General features: G+C 45.3%; 16 protein-coding genes. 10 read left to right on the forward strand and 6 right to left on the reverse strand.

The window, feature by feature from the left end; all coding sequences use genetic code 11:
- Positions 1–35: 35 nt before the first annotated feature.
- Positions 36–1106 (forward strand): alanine racemase, encoded by a 1071-nt coding sequence (gene alr / locus FTU55_RS03325; RefSeq protein WP_180046183.1) that lies wholly within the window; start codon positions 36–38, stop codon positions 1104–1106.
- Between the two features lie 68 nt (positions 1107–1174).
- Here the strand turns inward: alr and FTU55_RS03330 are convergent, their stop codons facing one another.
- The 5 genes from FTU55_RS03330 to FTU55_RS03350 all read right to left on the reverse strand — a co-directional run bounded on the left by FTU55_RS03330 (position 1175) and on the right by FTU55_RS03350 (position 5420).
- Positions 1175–1609: a BLUF domain-containing protein gene (locus tag FTU55_RS03330; protein ID WP_104494634.1), complete on the reverse strand. Its 435-nt coding sequence runs from the start codon at positions 1607–1609 to the stop codon at positions 1175–1177.
- Between the two features lie 96 nt (positions 1610–1705).
- The gene (locus FTU55_RS03335; protein ID WP_104471041.1) at positions 1706–2440 is read right to left on the reverse strand and encodes a proteasome-type protease; all 735 of its coding nucleotides are present in this window, start codon (positions 2438–2440) and stop codon (positions 1706–1708) included.
- Positions 2441–2470: 30 nt separating this feature from the next.
- Positions 2471–3250 (reverse strand): transglutaminase family protein, encoded by a 780-nt coding sequence (locus FTU55_RS03340; protein ID WP_180046185.1) that lies wholly within the window; start codon positions 3248–3250, stop codon positions 2471–2473.
- A complete protein-coding gene (locus FTU55_RS03345; RefSeq protein ID WP_045794921.1) occupies positions 3247–3849 on the reverse strand; it encodes an alpha-E domain-containing protein in 603 nt (200 codons plus the stop codon). Before FTU55_RS03345 ends, FTU55_RS03340 begins: the two co-directional genes overlap by 4 nt.
- 20 nt (positions 3850–3869) lie before the next feature.
- Positions 3870–5420, reverse strand: coding sequence for a circularly permuted type 2 ATP-grasp protein (locus FTU55_RS03350; RefSeq protein WP_005178759.1), 1551 nt, complete (start codon positions 5418–5420; stop codon positions 3870–3872).
- Positions 5421–5665: 245 nt separating this feature from the next.
- On the opposite strand from FTU55_RS03350, the gene FTU55_RS03355 reads away from it, so the two are divergent.
- A complete protein-coding gene (locus tag FTU55_RS03355; RefSeq protein ID WP_005178762.1) occupies positions 5666–6664 on the forward strand; it encodes a YafY family protein in 999 nt (332 codons plus the stop codon).
- 324 nt (positions 6665–6988) lie between these two features.
- Here FTU55_RS03355 and mnmG read toward each other — a convergent pair whose 3' ends face one another.
- The gene (mnmG, locus tag FTU55_RS03360; protein ID WP_016659103.1) at positions 6989–8869 is read right to left on the reverse strand and encodes a tRNA uridine-5-carboxymethylaminomethyl(34) synthesis enzyme MnmG; all 1881 of its coding nucleotides are present in this window, start codon (positions 8867–8869) and stop codon (positions 6989–6991) included.
- Positions 8870–9130: 261 nt separating this feature from the next.
- Here mnmG and FTU55_RS03365 point away from each other — a divergent pair, with 261 nt between their 5' ends.
- The 8 genes from FTU55_RS03365 (at position 9131) to purD (ending at position 17152) form a co-directional block, all read left to right on the forward strand.
- Complete coding sequence (locus FTU55_RS03365) at positions 9131–9490, forward strand: hypothetical protein (protein ID WP_045794918.1); 360 nt, start codon at positions 9131–9133, stop codon at positions 9488–9490.
- Positions 9491–9652: 162 nt separating this feature from the next.
- On the forward strand, positions 9653–10537 hold the full coding sequence (locus FTU55_RS03370; protein ID WP_180046187.1) for a bile acid:sodium symporter family protein: 885 nt from the start codon (positions 9653–9655) through the stop codon (positions 10535–10537).
- Positions 10538–10614: 77 nt separating this feature from the next.
- Positions 10615–11502 (forward strand): bile acid:sodium symporter family protein, encoded by an 888-nt coding sequence (locus FTU55_RS03375; RefSeq protein ID WP_016659105.1) that lies wholly within the window; start codon positions 10615–10617, stop codon positions 11500–11502.
- A gap of 116 nt (positions 11503–11618) precedes the next feature.
- Positions 11619–12521, forward strand: a complete 903-nt coding sequence (gene prmA / locus FTU55_RS03380) for a 50S ribosomal protein L11 methyltransferase (protein ID WP_180046189.1) — start codon at positions 11619–11621, stop codon at positions 12519–12521.
- Between the two features lie 18 nt (positions 12522–12539).
- Positions 12540–13409 carry a DUF3426 domain-containing protein gene (locus tag FTU55_RS03385; protein WP_005178772.1) on the forward strand — a complete coding sequence of 290 codons (870 nt, stop codon included), beginning with the start codon at positions 12540–12542 and terminating at the stop codon, positions 13407–13409.
- Between the two features lie 368 nt (positions 13410–13777).
- Complete coding sequence (fis, locus tag FTU55_RS03390) at positions 13778–14047, forward strand: DNA-binding transcriptional regulator Fis (protein WP_001086304.1); 270 nt, start codon at positions 13778–13780, stop codon at positions 14045–14047.
- 91 nt (positions 14048–14138) lie between these two features.
- Entirely contained in the window at positions 14139–15713 is a 1575-nt protein-coding gene (purH, locus tag FTU55_RS03395; protein WP_005178775.1) for a bifunctional phosphoribosylaminoimidazolecarboxamide formyltransferase/IMP cyclohydrolase, read from the forward strand.
- A 155-nt stretch (positions 15714–15868) separates the two neighbouring features.
- Positions 15869–17152, forward strand: coding sequence for a phosphoribosylamine--glycine ligase (purD, locus tag FTU55_RS03400; RefSeq protein ID WP_180046191.1), 1284 nt, complete (start codon positions 15869–15871; stop codon positions 17150–17152).
- Positions 17153–17196 lie beyond the last annotated feature (44 nt).

The following is a 17196-nucleotide window of genomic DNA, read 5'->3' on the forward strand; positions in this document are numbered from 1 at the left end:
ATTGCCTTTCCATGACCCTGTAGGAGTAAATAAGGGTGCGCCAAGCTACAGTTTATATTGATCGCGCTGCGCTTCAATATAATTTAAACCGTGTCAGACAACTTGCCCCAACTGCCAAAATTGTCAGTATGGTCAAAGCCAATGCTTATGGACATGGCGTTAAAGACTGCTTAGCAGCCTTACAAGACAGCGATGCCTTTGGCGTCGCCTGTTTACAAGAAGCACTAGAAATTCGTGAACTGGGGTTCCAGCAACCCATCACCCTGATTGAAGGCGTGTTCACTAAAGATGAAATGCCAATTGTCATTGAACAGAATATCGAGATTGTGGTGCATCAGCCTGAACAGGTTACATGGCTCATTGCGCACAAAGATGCCTATATCTCTAAAAACCTGAAAGTCTGGGTTAAGCTCAACAGCGGCATGAACCGTCTGGGCTTTAAACTTGAGGTGATTAAAGAGGTCATTCAGCAATTAAAATCGGCCGGCTTTACCTGTGTTCTGGCGATGCACTTTGCCAATGCAGATGCTGATCATCCACTGAATGATGAACAGATCCGTCAGTTTCTGGAAGTAAAAAACGACTGCGCACCGATTTTAGCTTCGTGCTGTAATTCTGCTGCTATTTATAAATATCCGGAACTGCATTTTGATTTTGTCCGTCCCGGTATCATGCTTTATGGCGCAACTCCGTTTGCAGACCGAGATATTTATGCACTAGATTTAAAACCGGTGATGACCTTTAGCGCAGAAATTATTGCCTTAAATGAGATTCAGGCCGGTGAACAGGTTGGTTATGGCTCGACCTTTACTGCCGATAAAGCTATGCAACTGGCTATTGTGTCCATTGGCTACGGTGATGGCTATCCACGTGCCTTCTTTGCGCAGAATTTTGTCGCCATTAAAGGCCAAAAAGCAGCTGTAGTCGGTCGTGTTGCCATGGATATGATTGCTATTGATGTAACTGGATTGGATGTTCAGTTAGGCACGGAAGTCGAGCTTTGGGGCAAGCAACGATTAGTGGATGATGTCGCAGCAGCCAATGGCACCATTGGTTATGAGCTGTTGTGCCGCTTAACCCAGCGTCCGGACCGTAAAGTTATTTAATCTTTTCAATAAAAGAGAATCTCAATGGAGGTTCTTTTTTTATTCTTTTTATAACGCAGGCAGCAGATTTAAGCCACCTCATCTACCACCGAATGATTTAGCGCCTCATATAGCACCTGAAGCAATCCATCAACCTGTGTGGCATTTAATTGATGCGGTAAAAATTGCGCATGACCGAGTTGCTGAAAATAGGCTTTGATCTCGCTATTACGCATCACATATTTCATGGCCCAATCCTGAAAACGCTGCTGGGCAACATGATTCTCGGTAAAAATCTGGATATTCTGATGACGCGAATCACCAACAATCCCGGCAAAAATTTCCTGAACGGCCTGTTCATCACCTTGCAGACATTGAAAAAAATAACCCTCTGCATAGCACAGCACACCCGATACCTGATGCTGGGTATTAGCATTGCGCGCTTCGATCAGAATATTGCGTAAATCTTGCAGTAAATTTTCAGCCGTCGAGGTACTCTGGCTGGCATAGCAAAGCTGAAACATATTCAAGTCCTCATCATGATCTGTACGAATATTTTTTGATTTTCTTAAGGATTTATCATTCAAGGAAAACTTGATTAAAATAAAGGGACTGAGCTTTTAAGTCAAATAATCTTCGGTTGGCACCGGCAATTCCTGCAACCCGCGTCTTAAAGTATCGGACCACTGCTTGCTGATATATTCAAAGTACGGGTCTTCTTCGTAAATGCGTTTGCCCAAAGGAATATGCAGGCTGTCTTTATGATAGACCATACAGTCCAGCGGCATCCCCACGGACACATTAGAACGTAAAGTAGAATCAAAAGAAATCAGGCCGCAGCGCAAGGCATCTTCTAATGACATATCGTAACGCAAGGCCCGGTCAAGAATTGGTTTGCCATATTTACTTTCCCCAATCTGGAAAAATGGGGTATCGCGCGTGGCGCAAATAAAATTGCCTTGTGGATAGATATGATACAGCTGCATCGGCTCGCCTTTGATCTGTCCACCCACCAGCAAATTGCAATAATAATTATGCTGCTCGTCTTTATCGTCAGTGACATCCTGAATGACTTTTTTCAGCAAACAACCCACCAATTCTGCCACTTCAAACATGGTTTTGACACTATATAAATGCGGTTCCTGGTTTAAAGTCAGATGATTTTTTAAATGACCGATGACTGCCTGTGTGGTCGCCAGGTTACCCGAGGTCTGAATGGTAATCAGGCGCTCGCCTTCCACGCCAAAGGTATACAGCTTGCGAAATACCGAAATGTGATCGACCCCGGCATTGGTACGCGAATCACTAATAAACACCAGACCATCTTTTAAACGCAGCGCACAGCAATACGTCATAGCATTATCCTTTTAATTGTCATCCATTACTTAGCAGGCCAGAACCTGCACCATGGTCTGCATGTGCTCGATGCCGCCTTTTTCTCTTACGCCACGGACCGGCGCCACATCCCAATAATCCCGCCCGACGGCCAGATAGACATGCGAGTCTGGCTGAAAAGCCAGATTGCTGACATCAAAACAGTACCAGTGCTGTTCTAAAAATACCTCTACCCAGGCATGGCTGGCAAGATGTGAACTGTTGCTGCTATATAAATAACCGGAAACATAACGTGCCGGGATGCCTAAAGATTTACACATGGCAATCAGCACATGGGCATGGTCCTGACAGACGCCCTGTTTGGCCTGAAAGACTTCAATGGCGGTGGTCTGCACCGAAGTTTGGGCCGGACGGTATGGCATATGGCTTAAAATCGCTTCTGACAAACGGATCAGGTTGTCACGATTCACCTGCAACACATACTGCCGTGCAAAACACTGCATTTCAGGGCTGCACAGCGTGCTGGCTGTTGGTTGTAAAAATAGATAGGGATTCAGCTGATCTTGCAGGCCCCATCGCATCTGCGGACGCAACTCGACAATGCCCTGCGCCATAATACTCAGACTTTGATAGCTAAAGCGCTGGGTGCTGGTCATCCAGATATTCTGAAAAGCATCCTGTTTAATCTCGGATTCCCCTGGCACACTAATCGCCCAATGATGAACCTGTTGATGGGCATTGTTCGGCGGGGTCATTTTAATATATTGAATACTGTTACAGGCCGGTGCCGAATAATGATAATGGGTCTGGTGATTAATCATGAGCCTCATGCATCGGCCTCGAACAGTTGCTGGATATGGTCACTAAACTGGTAAAAATGCATGCTGTCGGGCTGCTGCTTCAGCTTCATCCAGATTTCGGATAAAGAATCCCAGCCGGCTTGGGTCAATAATCCCACCACCACTTCAATATAATAGACCGTGCCCTGAATATCCTGCTTTAAGCGCAATTGCCGGTCCAGTTGCTCGAGATGCTGGCCCAATTTAAAGAACAGAAAAATATCAGATGCTTCAGCTTCTAAGACTTCATGACAATCTCCGACCACATCACAGATATAGGCCGGATTTTCTTTGGCATTTTTAATGTACTGGTTTAATTCGGCATAGGCATGTGCCGACAAGACCCCGCGTAAATCCTGAATATTATCTTTGGCATACTGAAACTGCTGATGAAAAGAGGCGGGCTGTTCCGGATTTAGAATCAGCTCATTTAAAGATGCCGCATCAAAGGCTGGCAAACAGAAGGCGTGTGCATACTGCAAGGCATCATCATTATATTTAAATGGAAACTGACTGCATAAATACTGGATGCGGGTCAAATAACGACCCAACCAGAAAATCTGCTGTGCATTACGACTCAGTAAAATCACATGATTCTCCTTGGGAGTTGTTATGAATGTAAGGGATCAACCACCCAGGTATCTTTAATGCCACCACCTTGAGATGAATTGACCACCAGCGAACCGGCCTGCATGGCCACACGGGTTAAGCCACCGGGAACAATTTCAGTACGATAAGGCGAGCTGAGCACAAAAGGACGTAAATCAATATGCCGTTCGGCAATGCCCTGTTCGGTTAAGGTCGGACTCACCGACAGATTCAGGGTCGGCTGGGCAATGTAGGCTTGCGGTGCGGCCAGAATTTTCATTTTAAACTCGGCCAGTTGCTCCTCGGAGGCTTGAGGACCAATCAGCATGCCATATCCACCTGAACCTTGTGCTTCTTTCACTACCAACTGTTCCAGATGTTCCAGCACATAGGCCAGATCATCTGCTTCGCGGCATTGATAGGTCGGGACATTATTTAAGATTGGTTGTTCACCCAAATAGAAATGAATCATTTTATCGACATAAGGATAAATGGATTTGTCATCGGCCACCCCGGTACCCGGCGCATTGGCGATGACGACGTGATGCTGTAAATAGGCCGACATCAGGCCCGGCACACCCAGGGTGCTGTCCGGTCTGAAACAGAGCGGGTCTAAAAATGCATCATCTACCCTGCGATAAATTACATCAACCTGCTGTTTGCCCCGCACCGTTTTCACATAAACCTTGTCATTTAATACAAACAGGTCACTCGATGTTACCAAAGGTACACCCATCTCACGGGCTAAAAATGCATGTTCATAATAGGCACTGTTATAGCGCCCCGGGGTCAGCACCACAATAAAAGGCTGATCGACATAGGCATTTTCGGCCAGAATTTCTTTTAAAAGCTGTGGATAATGCTCAATGCCCTGAATATTATTCTGCTGATACAGCTCTGGAATCAGTTTCTGGCTAATCTTGCGGCTTTCCAGCATATAAGACACACCCGATGGCGTTCTTAAATTGTCTTCCAGCACAAAAAATTCACCGTGCTGATCACGAATAATGTCAATGCCACTAATCTGACTATAGACCTTACCCTTCAGACCATGACCAAGCATATGTGGCTGATAGGCTTCGTGGGTCAGCACCTGCAGTTCCGGTACGATACCGGCTTTTAGAATATCCTGTTGATGATAAATATCATGTAAAAACAGATTTAGCGCCCGGGTACGCTGGGCACAGCCCAAGGCCACTGTATTCCATTGCTGCCGGGCCATAACCCGCGGAATAATATCAAAAGGAATGGTGCGCTCGGTGCCTTCCTGATCGCCATACACGGTAAAGGTAATTCCCTGATACAGAAAATGTGCTTTGGCGGCATCATTCAGTGCTGTCAGTTCTTCTAAACTGTGCTGGGTCAGCCATTGTTCGATTTTCTGCGCGGCACTATCGGCAAGGCTCTGTTCGCCCGACAATTCATTAAAAAATTCAGATTTCAATTGTTCGAATAATACAGATGATTTTTGCTGCGGCAGCGAAATATCGGTCACCGAGACCTGCACCCGCTCTAAAAGATGGTCTGATGTTATTGTATCTATTGAATTTGTATCTTGATTTTCTTTCAGCATACAAACCTCATCATTGTTATCCTTTCTAATTTTATATAAGCAATTCCAGTGCCAATAATTGTGACTTAGCATTCACTCTTTCTTTATCGCCGATCTGTACAGATAAAACAAATCTTATTTTGCTTCATCTTGTATCAATTTATCGCCAGACCTCGTGCCTGCCACTTGCCAAAAAGCATGACATTTCTTATTGTGTGGACTATAGCCATGTACTCTCCAATATTTATCTCAGCGCTGATTCCAATATGTCGACACAAGAAAAAGAAACGTCCAATAGCCTCTATCGCCAGTGGCAAATCCTGTCCCGCCTTTCTACCGGAAAATGGATGGGCACCCGTGAATTACAGGAAATTCTGCAACGTGAAGGCATTGATATCAGCCTACGTACCATCCAGCGTGATTTAAACCAGATTTCGCAGCGCTTCCCGATTGAAAATAATGGCACCGTCCCGCAAGGCTGGCGCTGGCGCTCCGATGCACCGCTACAAAGCCTGCCGCACATGACCAGCTCACAGGCAGTCACCTTTATGATGGTGGAAGAACATCTCAAACATCTGTTACCACCTAGCCTGATTGAGGAAATGACTCCATGGTTTGATCTGGCACGGCGCAGCCTGTCGACCCAGAACAATGTCCGCCAGTGGATTAACCGGGTGCGGATTGTGCCGGCCATTCAGCCGCTGATTCCGCCAGTGGTCGATAAAAGCGCACAACAGGCCATTTATGAAGGCTTATTGCAGGATAAACAGCTGGAATGTGTTTACCATCCACGTACCACGGCTTCGGAAGAGAAAACCTATATTCTGAATCCGCTGGCACTGGTACAAAAAGGTGCAGTGATTTATCTGATTTGCACCCGACACGACAAAACCGATATTCAGACCTTTGCCCTGCATCGCTTTAAATCGGCGGAGGTATTAAATTCCCGCGCCCTGCATCCGGTTAATTTTGATATTGATGCCTATATTGAATCCGGCGCGCTGGGCTTTAGAGTCGATTACAGCAAGCCGACTGAAAATATCGAGTTGAAACTGACCATGTCAGAAGCCGATGCACATTATTTTGAAGAAACCCGTTTAAGCAAAGACCAGCAGATTATCCAGCTGGACAATGGCTTGTATCAGGTCATTTCCAATGTGCCGTTTACCTCGCAACTGGTGTGGTGGCTGCGCAGTTTTGGCAAAAAACTGGTACAGATTGAGCCGGCAGAAGTGTCTGACGCTGTGCATCAAATCAATGAATAAAAAAGGTCCCAAGTCTGGGACCTAACATTTACTTATTTTCTTTTCAATTTTGTTGTTATCGCTGCTGATTTTAGGGAAGTTGAACAGGATGCGATTGCCGTTAGCATGCCAGTTCAGCCGTATTATAACGAATGGTTTTTAAGGTCATCGTGCACTCCTCTCTGTTTGGATAAGATGACTGTAACGCTTCCAATATCATCTGTGAAATCATAAGATCTGCAGCTTAAATCTGTTTTTTTCTTAAACTCAATTTCCACTTTATTTATTCAGCACATAAAAAAGCCCGCGATCTCAACCGCGGGCTTTTTCACAAATTAGGATCTTTTAAGCAGATTTACGGGCTTGGGCATTTTTACGAATGGTGATCATCACCAATTGAACTGCCGCAGGAGTCACGCCTGGAATACGACTGGCCTGTGCCAGAGTTTCCGGCAATACCTGTTTCAGCTTCATGGTGATTTCACGCGACAGACCAGATACGCCGTCATAATCAAAATCAGCCGGGATTTTGGTTTCTTCCAGACGTTTCATCTGCGCTACATCTTCATGCTGACGGTTGATATACCCTTCGTATTTCACCGCAATTTCAATCTGGTCACCGACTTGCTGCGATACTTCTGAACCAGTCAGTTCGGCAATTTGCGCAAAAGTGATGTTTGGACGTTTTAGCAGGTCAATTGCAGAACACTCTTTAGAAAGGTCTGCACCCGTCATTTCAACGAATTTTTTACCCATCGGGTTATTTGGCGCAGCCCACAAGTGCTGTAAACGGCCTTTCTCACGCTCAACTGCATCCATTTTTTCACAGTAAGCATTCCAGCGTGCATCATCCACCAGACCCAGTTCACGACCAATTGCAGTTAAACGCTGATCCGCATTGTCTTCACGCAGCATTAAACGGTATTCAGCACGTGAGGTGAACATACGGTACGGTTCTTTGGTTCCCAAGGTAATCAGGTCATCAACCAGTACGCCCATATACGCTTCATCACGTTTTGGCGTCCACTGTTCCTGATCCCAGGCACGGCGTGCAGCGTTCAAACCTGCAAGCAGACCTTGCGCACCAGCTTCTTCATAACCGGTGGTACCGTTGATTTGACCGGCAAAGTACAGGTTATTAATCGCTTTGGTTTCCAAAGTGAATTTCAACGCTTGCGGGTTGAAATAATCGTATTCAATCGCATAACCCGGACGCAGAATATGGGCATTTTCCATACCACGGATTGAGCGTACCAATTCAAACTGCACATCAAAAGGCAGTGAAGTTGAAATACCGTTTGGATACAGCTCGTGGGTATCTAAGCCTTCAGGCTCCAAGAACACTTGGTGCGAATCTTTGTCGGCAAAACGGTGAATTTTATCTTCAATCGAAGGACAGTAACGTGGACCTACCCCTTCAATCACGCCGGTATACATTGGCGAACGATCCAAACCACCACGAATAATGTCATGGGTTTTTTCATTGGTATGCGTGATATAACAGTTAACCTGTTCAGGATGCATCGACGCATCGCCCATAAATGACATCACTGGAGACGGGAAATCACCCGGCTGCGGCGTCATCACCGAAAAATCAACTGAACGTGCATCAATACGCGGTGGAGTCCCGGTTTTTAAACGGCCCACCGGCAGCTGCAATTCACGTAAACGGTGTGCCAGAGAAATAGAGGGTGGATCACCGGCACGACCACCGCTGGATTTTTCCAGACCGACGTGAATCACACCACCCAGGAAGGTCCCGGCAGTCAATACTACCGTTTTAGCATCAAAGCGAATGCCCATTTGGGTGACCACACCTTTAACGGTATCGCCTTCTACAATCAGGTCATCCGCCGCTTGCTGGAAAATATCCAAATTGGCCTGGTTTTCCAAAGTCTCACGAATGGCAGCTTTATAGCGAACCCGATCAGCCTGTGCACGTGTGGCACGCACTGCAGCACCTTTACGCGAGTTCAGAATACGGAATTGAATCCCGCCTTTATCGGCAGCCAGCGCCATCGCACCGCCCAAGGCATCAATTTCACGCACCAGATGCGATTTACCAATACCACCAATGGCCGGGTTACAGCTCATCTGCCCCAAAGTCTCAATGTTATGAGTTAAGAGCAAGGTTTGTCGGCCCATACGCGCCGCAGCCAAAGCCGCTTCCGTACCCGCGTGACCGCCGCCGATAACAATGACATCGTAAACTTTAGGATAATGCATAGTGGTAAATTGAGAGATAAAAAGAAATGACAGAATATTATAGCAAAAGCCGGCGTATAAGTTGACAGATTAAGTCAATTTTATTTGGATTTTCTCGTGGTTTTTCACCTGATTGATCGCCTGGCAATGTAAATGAACGTTGCAGATATACCGCAAATAAAAACATTTCATATTAAAAATTAACCAGATATAGGTTGTTTTATTTTGATTATTTTTTATCCTAAATCATGTACTCATTACAAACAAGCACAGGTACGAATTATGAATAAGAAGATACTCCTCTCATCCATCCTCTGCGGTTTATGTTTATCTCCATTTGCAGCTGTACAGGCAAATGACAAAGTTGAAAAAGTGTACGATTCACAGCGCTATCAGAATGTCTGTAAAGGCAAATCTCAAGGTGCTGCTGTCAGCTTTGCCTATCGTGGCATTATCTGGAACGGTACCTGCCAGCCACAGTTCTTCCCGGCAGACAGAAAACTCGATATTCAGGGTGATGAAGCTGCACTGTATACCACCTGTGGCCAAGACATGAATGCAACCACGGCAACCATTTCCGGTGCAGAAGTTCGTGGTAAATGTGCCCTTGGATTTACCCCGCCGCGTCCTGCTCAAATGTAAACTCCAACCCGATTCACATCTAGCTAAAATATGTGAACTCAATCAAGAAAACAGCCATTTATTACCAAGTAAATGGCTGTTTTTATTATTTTTATGGTTGATTTAAAACTCAACTCAATTACACTGAAACTGGGGAAAATAAGAATTAAATAGGATGATGCCATGCAAAGCGGCATTTTTACCTTCTTTCTACCGCTAACCTTGGCGGTATTAATGATGGGTTTGGGCTTGCTACTCAGCCCTAAAGATTTTATTCGGGTCAATCAGCAACCGAAAGTCATTTTTATTGCCTTGTTTACCCGGCAGGTCTTGCTGGTTGGACTGGCATTTATTCTCTGCTTGTTTTTAGAACTGCCTCCTTTGCTGGCGGTGGGCCTGATGCTGCTGTCAGCTACCCCTAGTGGTTCCACCTCTGCCCTGTTCAGTTATGTCTATAAAGGCGATGTAGCCCTGAATATTGTCGTGGTCGCTATCAATTCGGTGATGGCCATTTTAACCCTGCCTTTTATCATTAGCATTGCCATGCGCTATTTCATGGCCGATCAGACCGAAATTAACATGCCAATTGAGCGGATTGCCTATACCTTCCTGCTAATTTTAGTACCAGTCTGTTTAGGGATGGCCATTCGCTCCTCTTTTCCAGAGCTGGCCAAACGGCTGAGTAAACCAATTCGACGCATGTCGGTATATTTTATTTTTGCCCTGTTCTTTTTCGCGCTCTTTCAGGAGCGCTATCAGCTGGCGCAGTATATGGAACAGGTTGGACTGGCCACCGCCCTGTATGCTTTTGTCAGTCTGGTGGCTGGTTATGTGCTGCCACAGCTGATGAACATTCCCGAACAGCAGGCACGCTCCTGCGGTTTCTTTATGAGTATTCATAACACCGCGCTGTCTTTAACCTTGGCACTGTCGGTACTACAAAGCCCCCAGATTGCCATTCCTGCCGCCATTTACACCATCTTCATGTATATGTTTGCCTTGATCTTTGGACATTTACTGGCTAGACGAATGCCGTTAAATTCGGTAAAACAGAAAGTCATAGAGTAATTTGAATAAACAGTAAAAGATATTTTGCATGAAGCAACTGTCTTTTCTCACAAGGATAAATTTGACAGGAAGGTCATATGGATTCAGGCATTATTACCGTTATGCTGCCCTTGGCGCTGGCCATTATTATGGTTGGGCTGGGGCTGGAACTCACGCCCAAAGATTTCGCACGCGTTACCAAACACCCCAAAGCAGTCCTGGTCGCACTATTTTGCCAGCTGGTATTGCTGGTCGGGATTGCCTTTTTATTATGTAAAATTCTGGCACTACCGCCGTTACTGGCCGTCGGCATGATGCTGCTGGCTGCTTCGCCGGGTGGCAGTACCGCCAACCTGTTCAGTTATTTATTTAAGGGCGATCTGGCGCTCAACATTACCTTAACCGCAATTAACTCGGTGATTGCAGCACTGACCTTACCCATTATCGTCAATTTCGCAATTGCCCACTTTTTACAGGCTGACCAAAGCATTGGCCTGCAATTCAGTAAAATCTTGCAGGTATTCGGGATTATTATTGTGCCGGTGATTATTGGCATGTTAATTCGTCATTATGCCCCGCGACTGACCGAGAAACTGAACAAGCCCTTACGGATTTTTGCAGTGATCTTTCTGATTTTAATTATCATTGGGGCCATTGTGCAGGAGCGACACAATATCCTGAATTATATTGGTGATATTGGCCTGGCTACCGCACTGTTCTGTATTTCCAGTCTGGTGATTGGTTACTTCGTCCCACGCCTGTTTGGGATTAATAGCGCCCAGGCCCGCGCCAGTGCCTTTGAAATTGGGATTCATAACAGCACGCTTGCCATGACCATTGCCTTAACCGTTATGGCCAGTTCAACCGTGGCCATGCCGGCGGCAGTCTATTCTATTTTCATGTATATCTTCGCCGCCATCTTTGGCATGTTATTAAACCGCTTTGTGCCGATTGCCGAACCCAAGCCTGTGGTGGCAAACAGTTAAGTACTTTTTCACCCAAGGATGTCGCGCTGGCATCCTTTTTATTTTGTACATTGGTAGGCGAAACCGATTGCCTTCCGCTACAATATCCTTTTGAAAAAACAAATTAGGTTATTCCTGTGAAGTGGTTACAAATACATATTACTGTTGATCAAGCTCAAGTCGACTTTACTGAAACATTACTCAGCTCACTTGGCGCCGTGAGTGTAACGCTGGATGATGCTGAAAATCAGGACTTGCTTGAACCACTTCCAGGCGAAACACCGCTGTGGAACAAGGTGATTGTGACCGGTATTTATGCACAGGACGAAAACGAAGAAATTGATGTGGCTGCGCTGGAAACTTTCATTCACACTCAACTGCCAGATGCACCAATGCGTAGCGAATTCCTGGAAGATCAGGTCTGGGAACGCTCATGGATGGATTATTACGAGCCAATCCAGATTGCTGAAAAATTCTGGATTGTACCGGAATGGCTAGAGCCCCCTGAAGCAGATGCGGTGAATATTAAACTGGATCCGGGTCTGGCCTTTGGTACCGGTAACCATGCCTCAACGTTCCTGTGCCTGCAATGGTTAGGTAAAACCGATGTTAAAGATAAAATCGTCATCGACTATGGTTGCGGTTCTGGCATTTTAGGTGTTGCTGCCCTACTTTTAGGTGCGAAAAAAGTCTATGCCACTGATATTGACCCACAAGCGGTTTTAGCCACCCAGCAAAATGCTGAATTGAATGGCGTACTGGATCGTCTGTTTGTCGGTCTGCCTGAAGAGTTTAATGAAACCTTAAAAGATCAGAAAGCCGATGTACTGGTTGCCAACATTCTGGCTGGCCCGTTAATGATGCTTGCGCCTGAATTCGCAACTTTAACCAAATCTGAGGGAGAGTTCGCACTTGCAGGTGTAATCGAAGAGCAAGTTGCTGAAGTTTCTAGTGTTTATTCTGAATTTTTTGATATATTAGAGGTCGAAAAACGTGAAGAAAACTGGTGCCGAATTTCCGGGAAGCGCCAGCCGCATTAATCAACCTCTATAGATCTTATGAGTGAAAAGCAGACCAAGTGCCCCGAGTGTTTAACCACCTATAAAGTTTCTGTTGCACAGCTTACAGTGGCTCAGGGCATGGTTTGCTGTCCCAAATGTGCCTCTACCTTTAATGCGCTCTCGCATCTGGTGCAGCCAAAGCCTGCGCCAACCCAGCTCGAATACAACGGTTTTACTGGTGGACAGGTCAGTTCGCCGGTTCTGGCCGATCATGGTCTGGCTTTTGACGACACACATGAAACCCATCTGCTGGATATTTTTGACCGTAAGGTTGAACATTCCAATATTGATTTAAAGACCTACTTAAACAATCTGAATTATTTCAGCACTGAACCAATTGCCAGTATTCCCTCGATGAATCTGTCTGAAAATGAACTGCAGCAAGAACGCAAGAAACATGGTGCGGGCTATTACACGCTGTGGGGTATTGTCAATTTTAGTCTGGTCGGTTTGCTGATTTTCCAGATTCTATGGTTTAACCCGAAATTCATGAACAACAGCCCTGCCCTGACTGTGGCTTTTAACGGGGTCTGCCAGCTGTTTAACTGTGAAACCTTTGAAAAGCAGTACAGCCTGATTTCAATTAACCGTGTGCGGGTGAAACGCTATGACCATGAACATACCTTGTTCTCCGGCGAGCTGATCAATTTTCATGACAAGAGTCTGGTATTGCCAAAACTGAAAATCACCTTAAAAGATGATAATGAAGAAGTGGCGACCTATGTACTCGAACCGAAAGAGTATTTAATTAAAAGTCTGGCCAGCATTGAGCGGATTCCCAAAAATACCCCATTCAAGTTTGAAATTCAGCTGCCAGTGACCCGAAAAAGCTTTGATACCTATAATTTAGAAATTATCAAGCCTTAAAAATTAAAAAAAAATGTAAAAAAAGTGCAGTTTTCTTGCTCACTTTTTCTAAGACAATGGTATGATACGCGCCACGTAAGCTTAGTGCTGCATACTCCTCAGTAATTCAAAACAAATAGAAACTCGCAGAATGCGCCTTATTTTCAATAACGCGTATTGAGCAGGTTTTTTCGTTTCGATTTTTGGTCTGTAACAATTATTAATCTATTGTTACGCTTATTTTTCGACCAGCGCTGTGAGTTGTGGCAAGCTAAATGTTCCAGTTTTAGAACTCTCGTTTTAGGATCTAAAACGGGGTTCATTTATTTATAGACCACATTTATATATCACTTTACCCAAGTGATATTTGATTTTTCGGATTAATTCGCATGAATAGCAAATCTCCTATTTTTACTGCACAATCTGATGTCGCTCTTCGTATTCACGTAGATCGCGCAGTTCGCCATTACTTTGCTCAATTGCAAGGCGAGCAACCTTCTCAGGTGTATGACATGGTGCTAGCAGAAATGGAGAAACCTCTTTTATCTGTAGTTCTAGAATATACACGTGGTAACCAGACACGTGCTGCCGAGATTCTAGGCTTAAACCGTGGTACTTTACGTAAAAAGTTAAAAGCTCACGGTTTAATGAGTGAATAAATGATAAAATGCTCGCGGCTTTCGTGGGCATTTTTTTTAACCGCATTTTGCTAATGTTTTAATCTGTTTTTTGATAACTGTGACGAAAATCATGACTATTAAACGCGCTTTAATCTCTGTTTCTGACAAAACTGGAATTGTTGAATTTGCACAAAATCTAGTGGCTCTTGGGGTAGAAATTTTATCTACAGGCGGTACATATAAGTTGCTTAAAGACAACAATATCGCTGTAGTTGAAGTTTCAGAGCACACCGGTTTTCCAGAAATGATGGATGGTCGTGTAAAAACTTTACATCCTAAAATTCATGGCGGCATTCTGGCTCGTCGCGGTCTAGACGAAGCTGTAATGGCAGAACACAACATCGATGCAATCGATTTGGTGGTAGTGAACCTTTATCCATTTGCAGCAACGGTTGCAAAACCTGACTGCACCCTGCCAGATGCGATTGAAAACATCGACATCGGTGGTCCAACCATGGTTCGTGCTGCGGCGAAAAACCATGCGTCTGTCGGTATCGTCGTCAACGCATCTGACTATGCGACTGTTATTGCCGAGCTTAAAGCTGAAGGCAGCCTGTCATACGCAACCCGTTTTGACCTGGCAGTGAAAGCATTTGAACATACTGCACAATACGACGGCATGATCGCATCTTACTTAGGCGCTCGCGTAGGTAAAGAACAAGGCGAAGCAGACAAATTTGCGCGTACGTTCAATACACAATTGAACAAAGCACAAGATTTACGTTACGGTGAAAACCCGCATCAATCGGCTGCATTCTATGTAGACCCAGCGGCAACTGAAGCATCTGTTTCAACAGCTAAACAGCTGCAAGGTAAAGAACTTTCTTATAACAACATCGCCGACACTGATGCTGCGCTTGAATGCGTGAAATCATTCGCGAAACCTGCTTGTGTGATCGTAAAACACGCCAACCCATGTGGTGTTGCGGTATCTTTAGACGGCATTCAAGCGGCTTACGACTTGGCTTATGCAACCGATCCTGAATCTGCATTCGGTGGCATCATTGCATTCAACCGTGAATTAGACGTTGCAACTGCACAAGCCATTGTTGACCGTCAATTCGTTGAAGTGATTATTGCACCAAGCGTTGCTGAAGGTGTTTTGGACGTGACTGGCGCGAAGAAAAACGTACGTGTACTGGTCTGTGGCGAATTACCAGCAATTGACGAACGTGCGCCACAAATGGACTACAAACGTGTCAACGGTGGTTTGCTGGTGCAAGACCAAGACTTGGGCATGATCACCAAAGATGATCTTAAAGTGGTGACCAAACGTGCTCCAACCGAGCAAGAAATTGACGACATGATCTTTGCCTGGAAAGTGGCGAAATACGTGAAGTCTAACGCGATTGTGTATGCGAAAAACCGTCAAACCATCGGTGTGGGCGCAGGCCAAATGAGCCGTGTAAACTCTGCGCGTATTGCAGCAATTAAAGCTGAACATGCAGGCCTCGTGGTTGAAGGTGCAGTGATGGCATCTGACGCATTCTTCCCGTTCCGTGATGGTATTGATAACGCTGCGAAAGCAGGGATCAAATGCATTATCCAGCCGGGTGGTTCTATGCGTGATGAAGAAACCATTGCAGCAGCTGACGAAGCTGGTATTGCCATGGTGTTCACTGGCATGCGTCACTTCCGTCACTAATTAACTAAATTAATTAGAAGTCGTATTTAATCATCCCCCTAAATCCCCCTTTGTAAAAAGGGGGACTTTTCGCGTAAGAGAACAGTGTTTTTCGCGATTCCCCTCCCTTTCTTAAAGGGAGGTTGGGAGGGATTCAATTTTGAGGGATTTTTTAAATGAACATTTTAGTTTTGGGTAATGGCGGTCGTGAACATGCATTGGCATGGAAAATCGCACAAGATGAAAAAGTTGCTAAAGTTTTTGTTGCACCAGGCAACGCAGGTACAGCAACCGAAGCTAAATGTGAAAACATCAATTTAAGCATTTTAGACAATGCGGCGATTATCGACTTTGCAAAAAACAATGCGGTAGATTTAATCGTGGTTGGTCCTGAAGCACCGCTGGTCAATGGTGTGGTGGATGCTTGCCGTGAAGCAGGTTTAAAAATCTGGGGTCCAACCCAGTTTGCAGCGCAGCTTGAAGGCTCTAAAGCATTTGCCAAGCATTTCTTAAAACGCCACAACATTCCAACTGCATTCTATGACGTATTCACTGAAGTTGATGCAGCCAAAGCCTTTGTTGAAAAAAATGGTGCGCCGATTGTGATCAAGGCGGATGGGCTTGCTGCAGGTAAAGGCGTAATCGTGGCGATGACCAACGAAGAAGCATTTGCAGCCATTGATGACATGCTGGCAGGCAACAAATTTGGTGATGCCGGTTCTCGCGTAGTCATCGAAGAATTCCTTGCAGGTGAAGAAGCATCATTCATTTGTATGATTGATGGCGACAACATCTTGCCAATGGCCACTTCTCAAGACCATAAACGTATTTTTGAAGGCGACCAAGGTCCAAACACAGGCGGTATGGGTGCCTACTCTCCTGCGCCTGTGGTGACTGCAGACGTATTTGAGCGCGTGATGAAAGAAGTAATGCGCCCAACCGTTGACGGTATGAAAGCAGATGGTCACGTATACACCGGTTTCTTGTACGCTGGCTTGATGATTGATGAACAAGGTCAACCAAAGGTGATCGAGTTTAACTGTCGTTTCGGCGACCCTGAAACTCAACCAATCATGATGCGTTTAAAATCATCTTTGGTTGATCTGGTTGAGGCTGGTATTGCAGGTAACTTGCCAGCAGAAGCTGAATGGGATGAGCGTAAGACTGTCGGTATTGTTTTAGCATCTAAAGGCTACCCAGAAACGTCTAGCAATGGCGATGTAATTTCTGGTTTAGACACTGAAATGGCAGATGCGAAAGTGTTCCATGCAGGTACTAAAGCGCTTGAGAATGGCGACATTGTGACTGCTGGTGGCCGTGTACTTTGCGTGACTGCTCTTGGTAATACGATTGGTGAAGCGCAGGCAAAAGCGTTAGAGCTTTGTGAAAAAGTAACGTTTGACGGCGTTCAATATCGTAAAGATATTGGTTACCGTGCGATTGCTCGTGAAAATGCTTAATTCAGTTTAAGTATTAAAAAACCCCGCTGAGTGCGGGGTTTTTT

The organism is Acinetobacter sp. YH12117 (assembly GCF_013418865.1).
Lineage (GTDB): Bacteria > Pseudomonadota > Gammaproteobacteria > Pseudomonadales > Moraxellaceae > Acinetobacter > Acinetobacter indicus.

Bases quoted from the DNA above. Each gene is read 5' to 3' on its own strand.
- FTU55_RS03385 (WP_005178772.1), top strand. From the start codon at position 12,540: ATGAGTGAAAAGCAGACCAAGTGCCCCGAGTGTTTAACCACCTATAAA.
- FTU55_RS03335 (WP_104471041.1), bottom strand. From the start codon at position 2,440: ATGACGTATTGCTGTGCGCTGCGTTTAAAAGATGGTCTGGTGTTTATT.
- FTU55_RS03330 (WP_104494634.1), bottom strand. From the start codon at position 1,609: ATGTTTCAGCTTTGCTATGCCAGCCAGAGTACCTCGACGGCTGAAAAT.
- purH (WP_005178775.1), top strand. From the start codon at position 14,139: ATGACTATTAAACGCGCTTTAATCTCTGTTTCTGACAAAACTGGAATT.
- purD (WP_180046191.1), top strand. From the start codon at position 15,869: ATGAACATTTTAGTTTTGGGTAATGGCGGTCGTGAACATGCATTGGCA.
- FTU55_RS03365 (WP_045794918.1), top strand. From the start codon at position 9,131: ATGAATAAGAAGATACTCCTCTCATCCATCCTCTGCGGTTTATGTTTA.
- FTU55_RS03375 (WP_016659105.1), top strand. From the start codon at position 10,615: ATGGATTCAGGCATTATTACCGTTATGCTGCCCTTGGCGCTGGCCATT.
- fis (WP_001086304.1), top strand. From the start codon at position 13,778: ATGAATAGCAAATCTCCTATTTTTACTGCACAATCTGATGTCGCTCTT.
- FTU55_RS03340 (WP_180046185.1), bottom strand. From the start codon at position 3,250: ATGAGGCTCATGATTAATCACCAGACCCATTATCATTATTCGGCACCG.
- FTU55_RS03350 (WP_005178759.1), bottom strand. From the start codon at position 5,420: ATGCTGAAAGAAAATCAAGATACAAATTCAATAGATACAATAACATCA.
- FTU55_RS03370 (WP_180046187.1), top strand. From the start codon at position 9,653: ATGCAAAGCGGCATTTTTACCTTCTTTCTACCGCTAACCTTGGCGGTA.
- mnmG (WP_016659103.1), bottom strand. From the start codon at position 8,869: ATGCATTATCCTAAAGTTTACGATGTCATTGTTATCGGCGGCGGTCAC.
- FTU55_RS03355 (WP_005178762.1), top strand. From the start codon at position 5,666: ATGTCGACACAAGAAAAAGAAACGTCCAATAGCCTCTATCGCCAGTGG.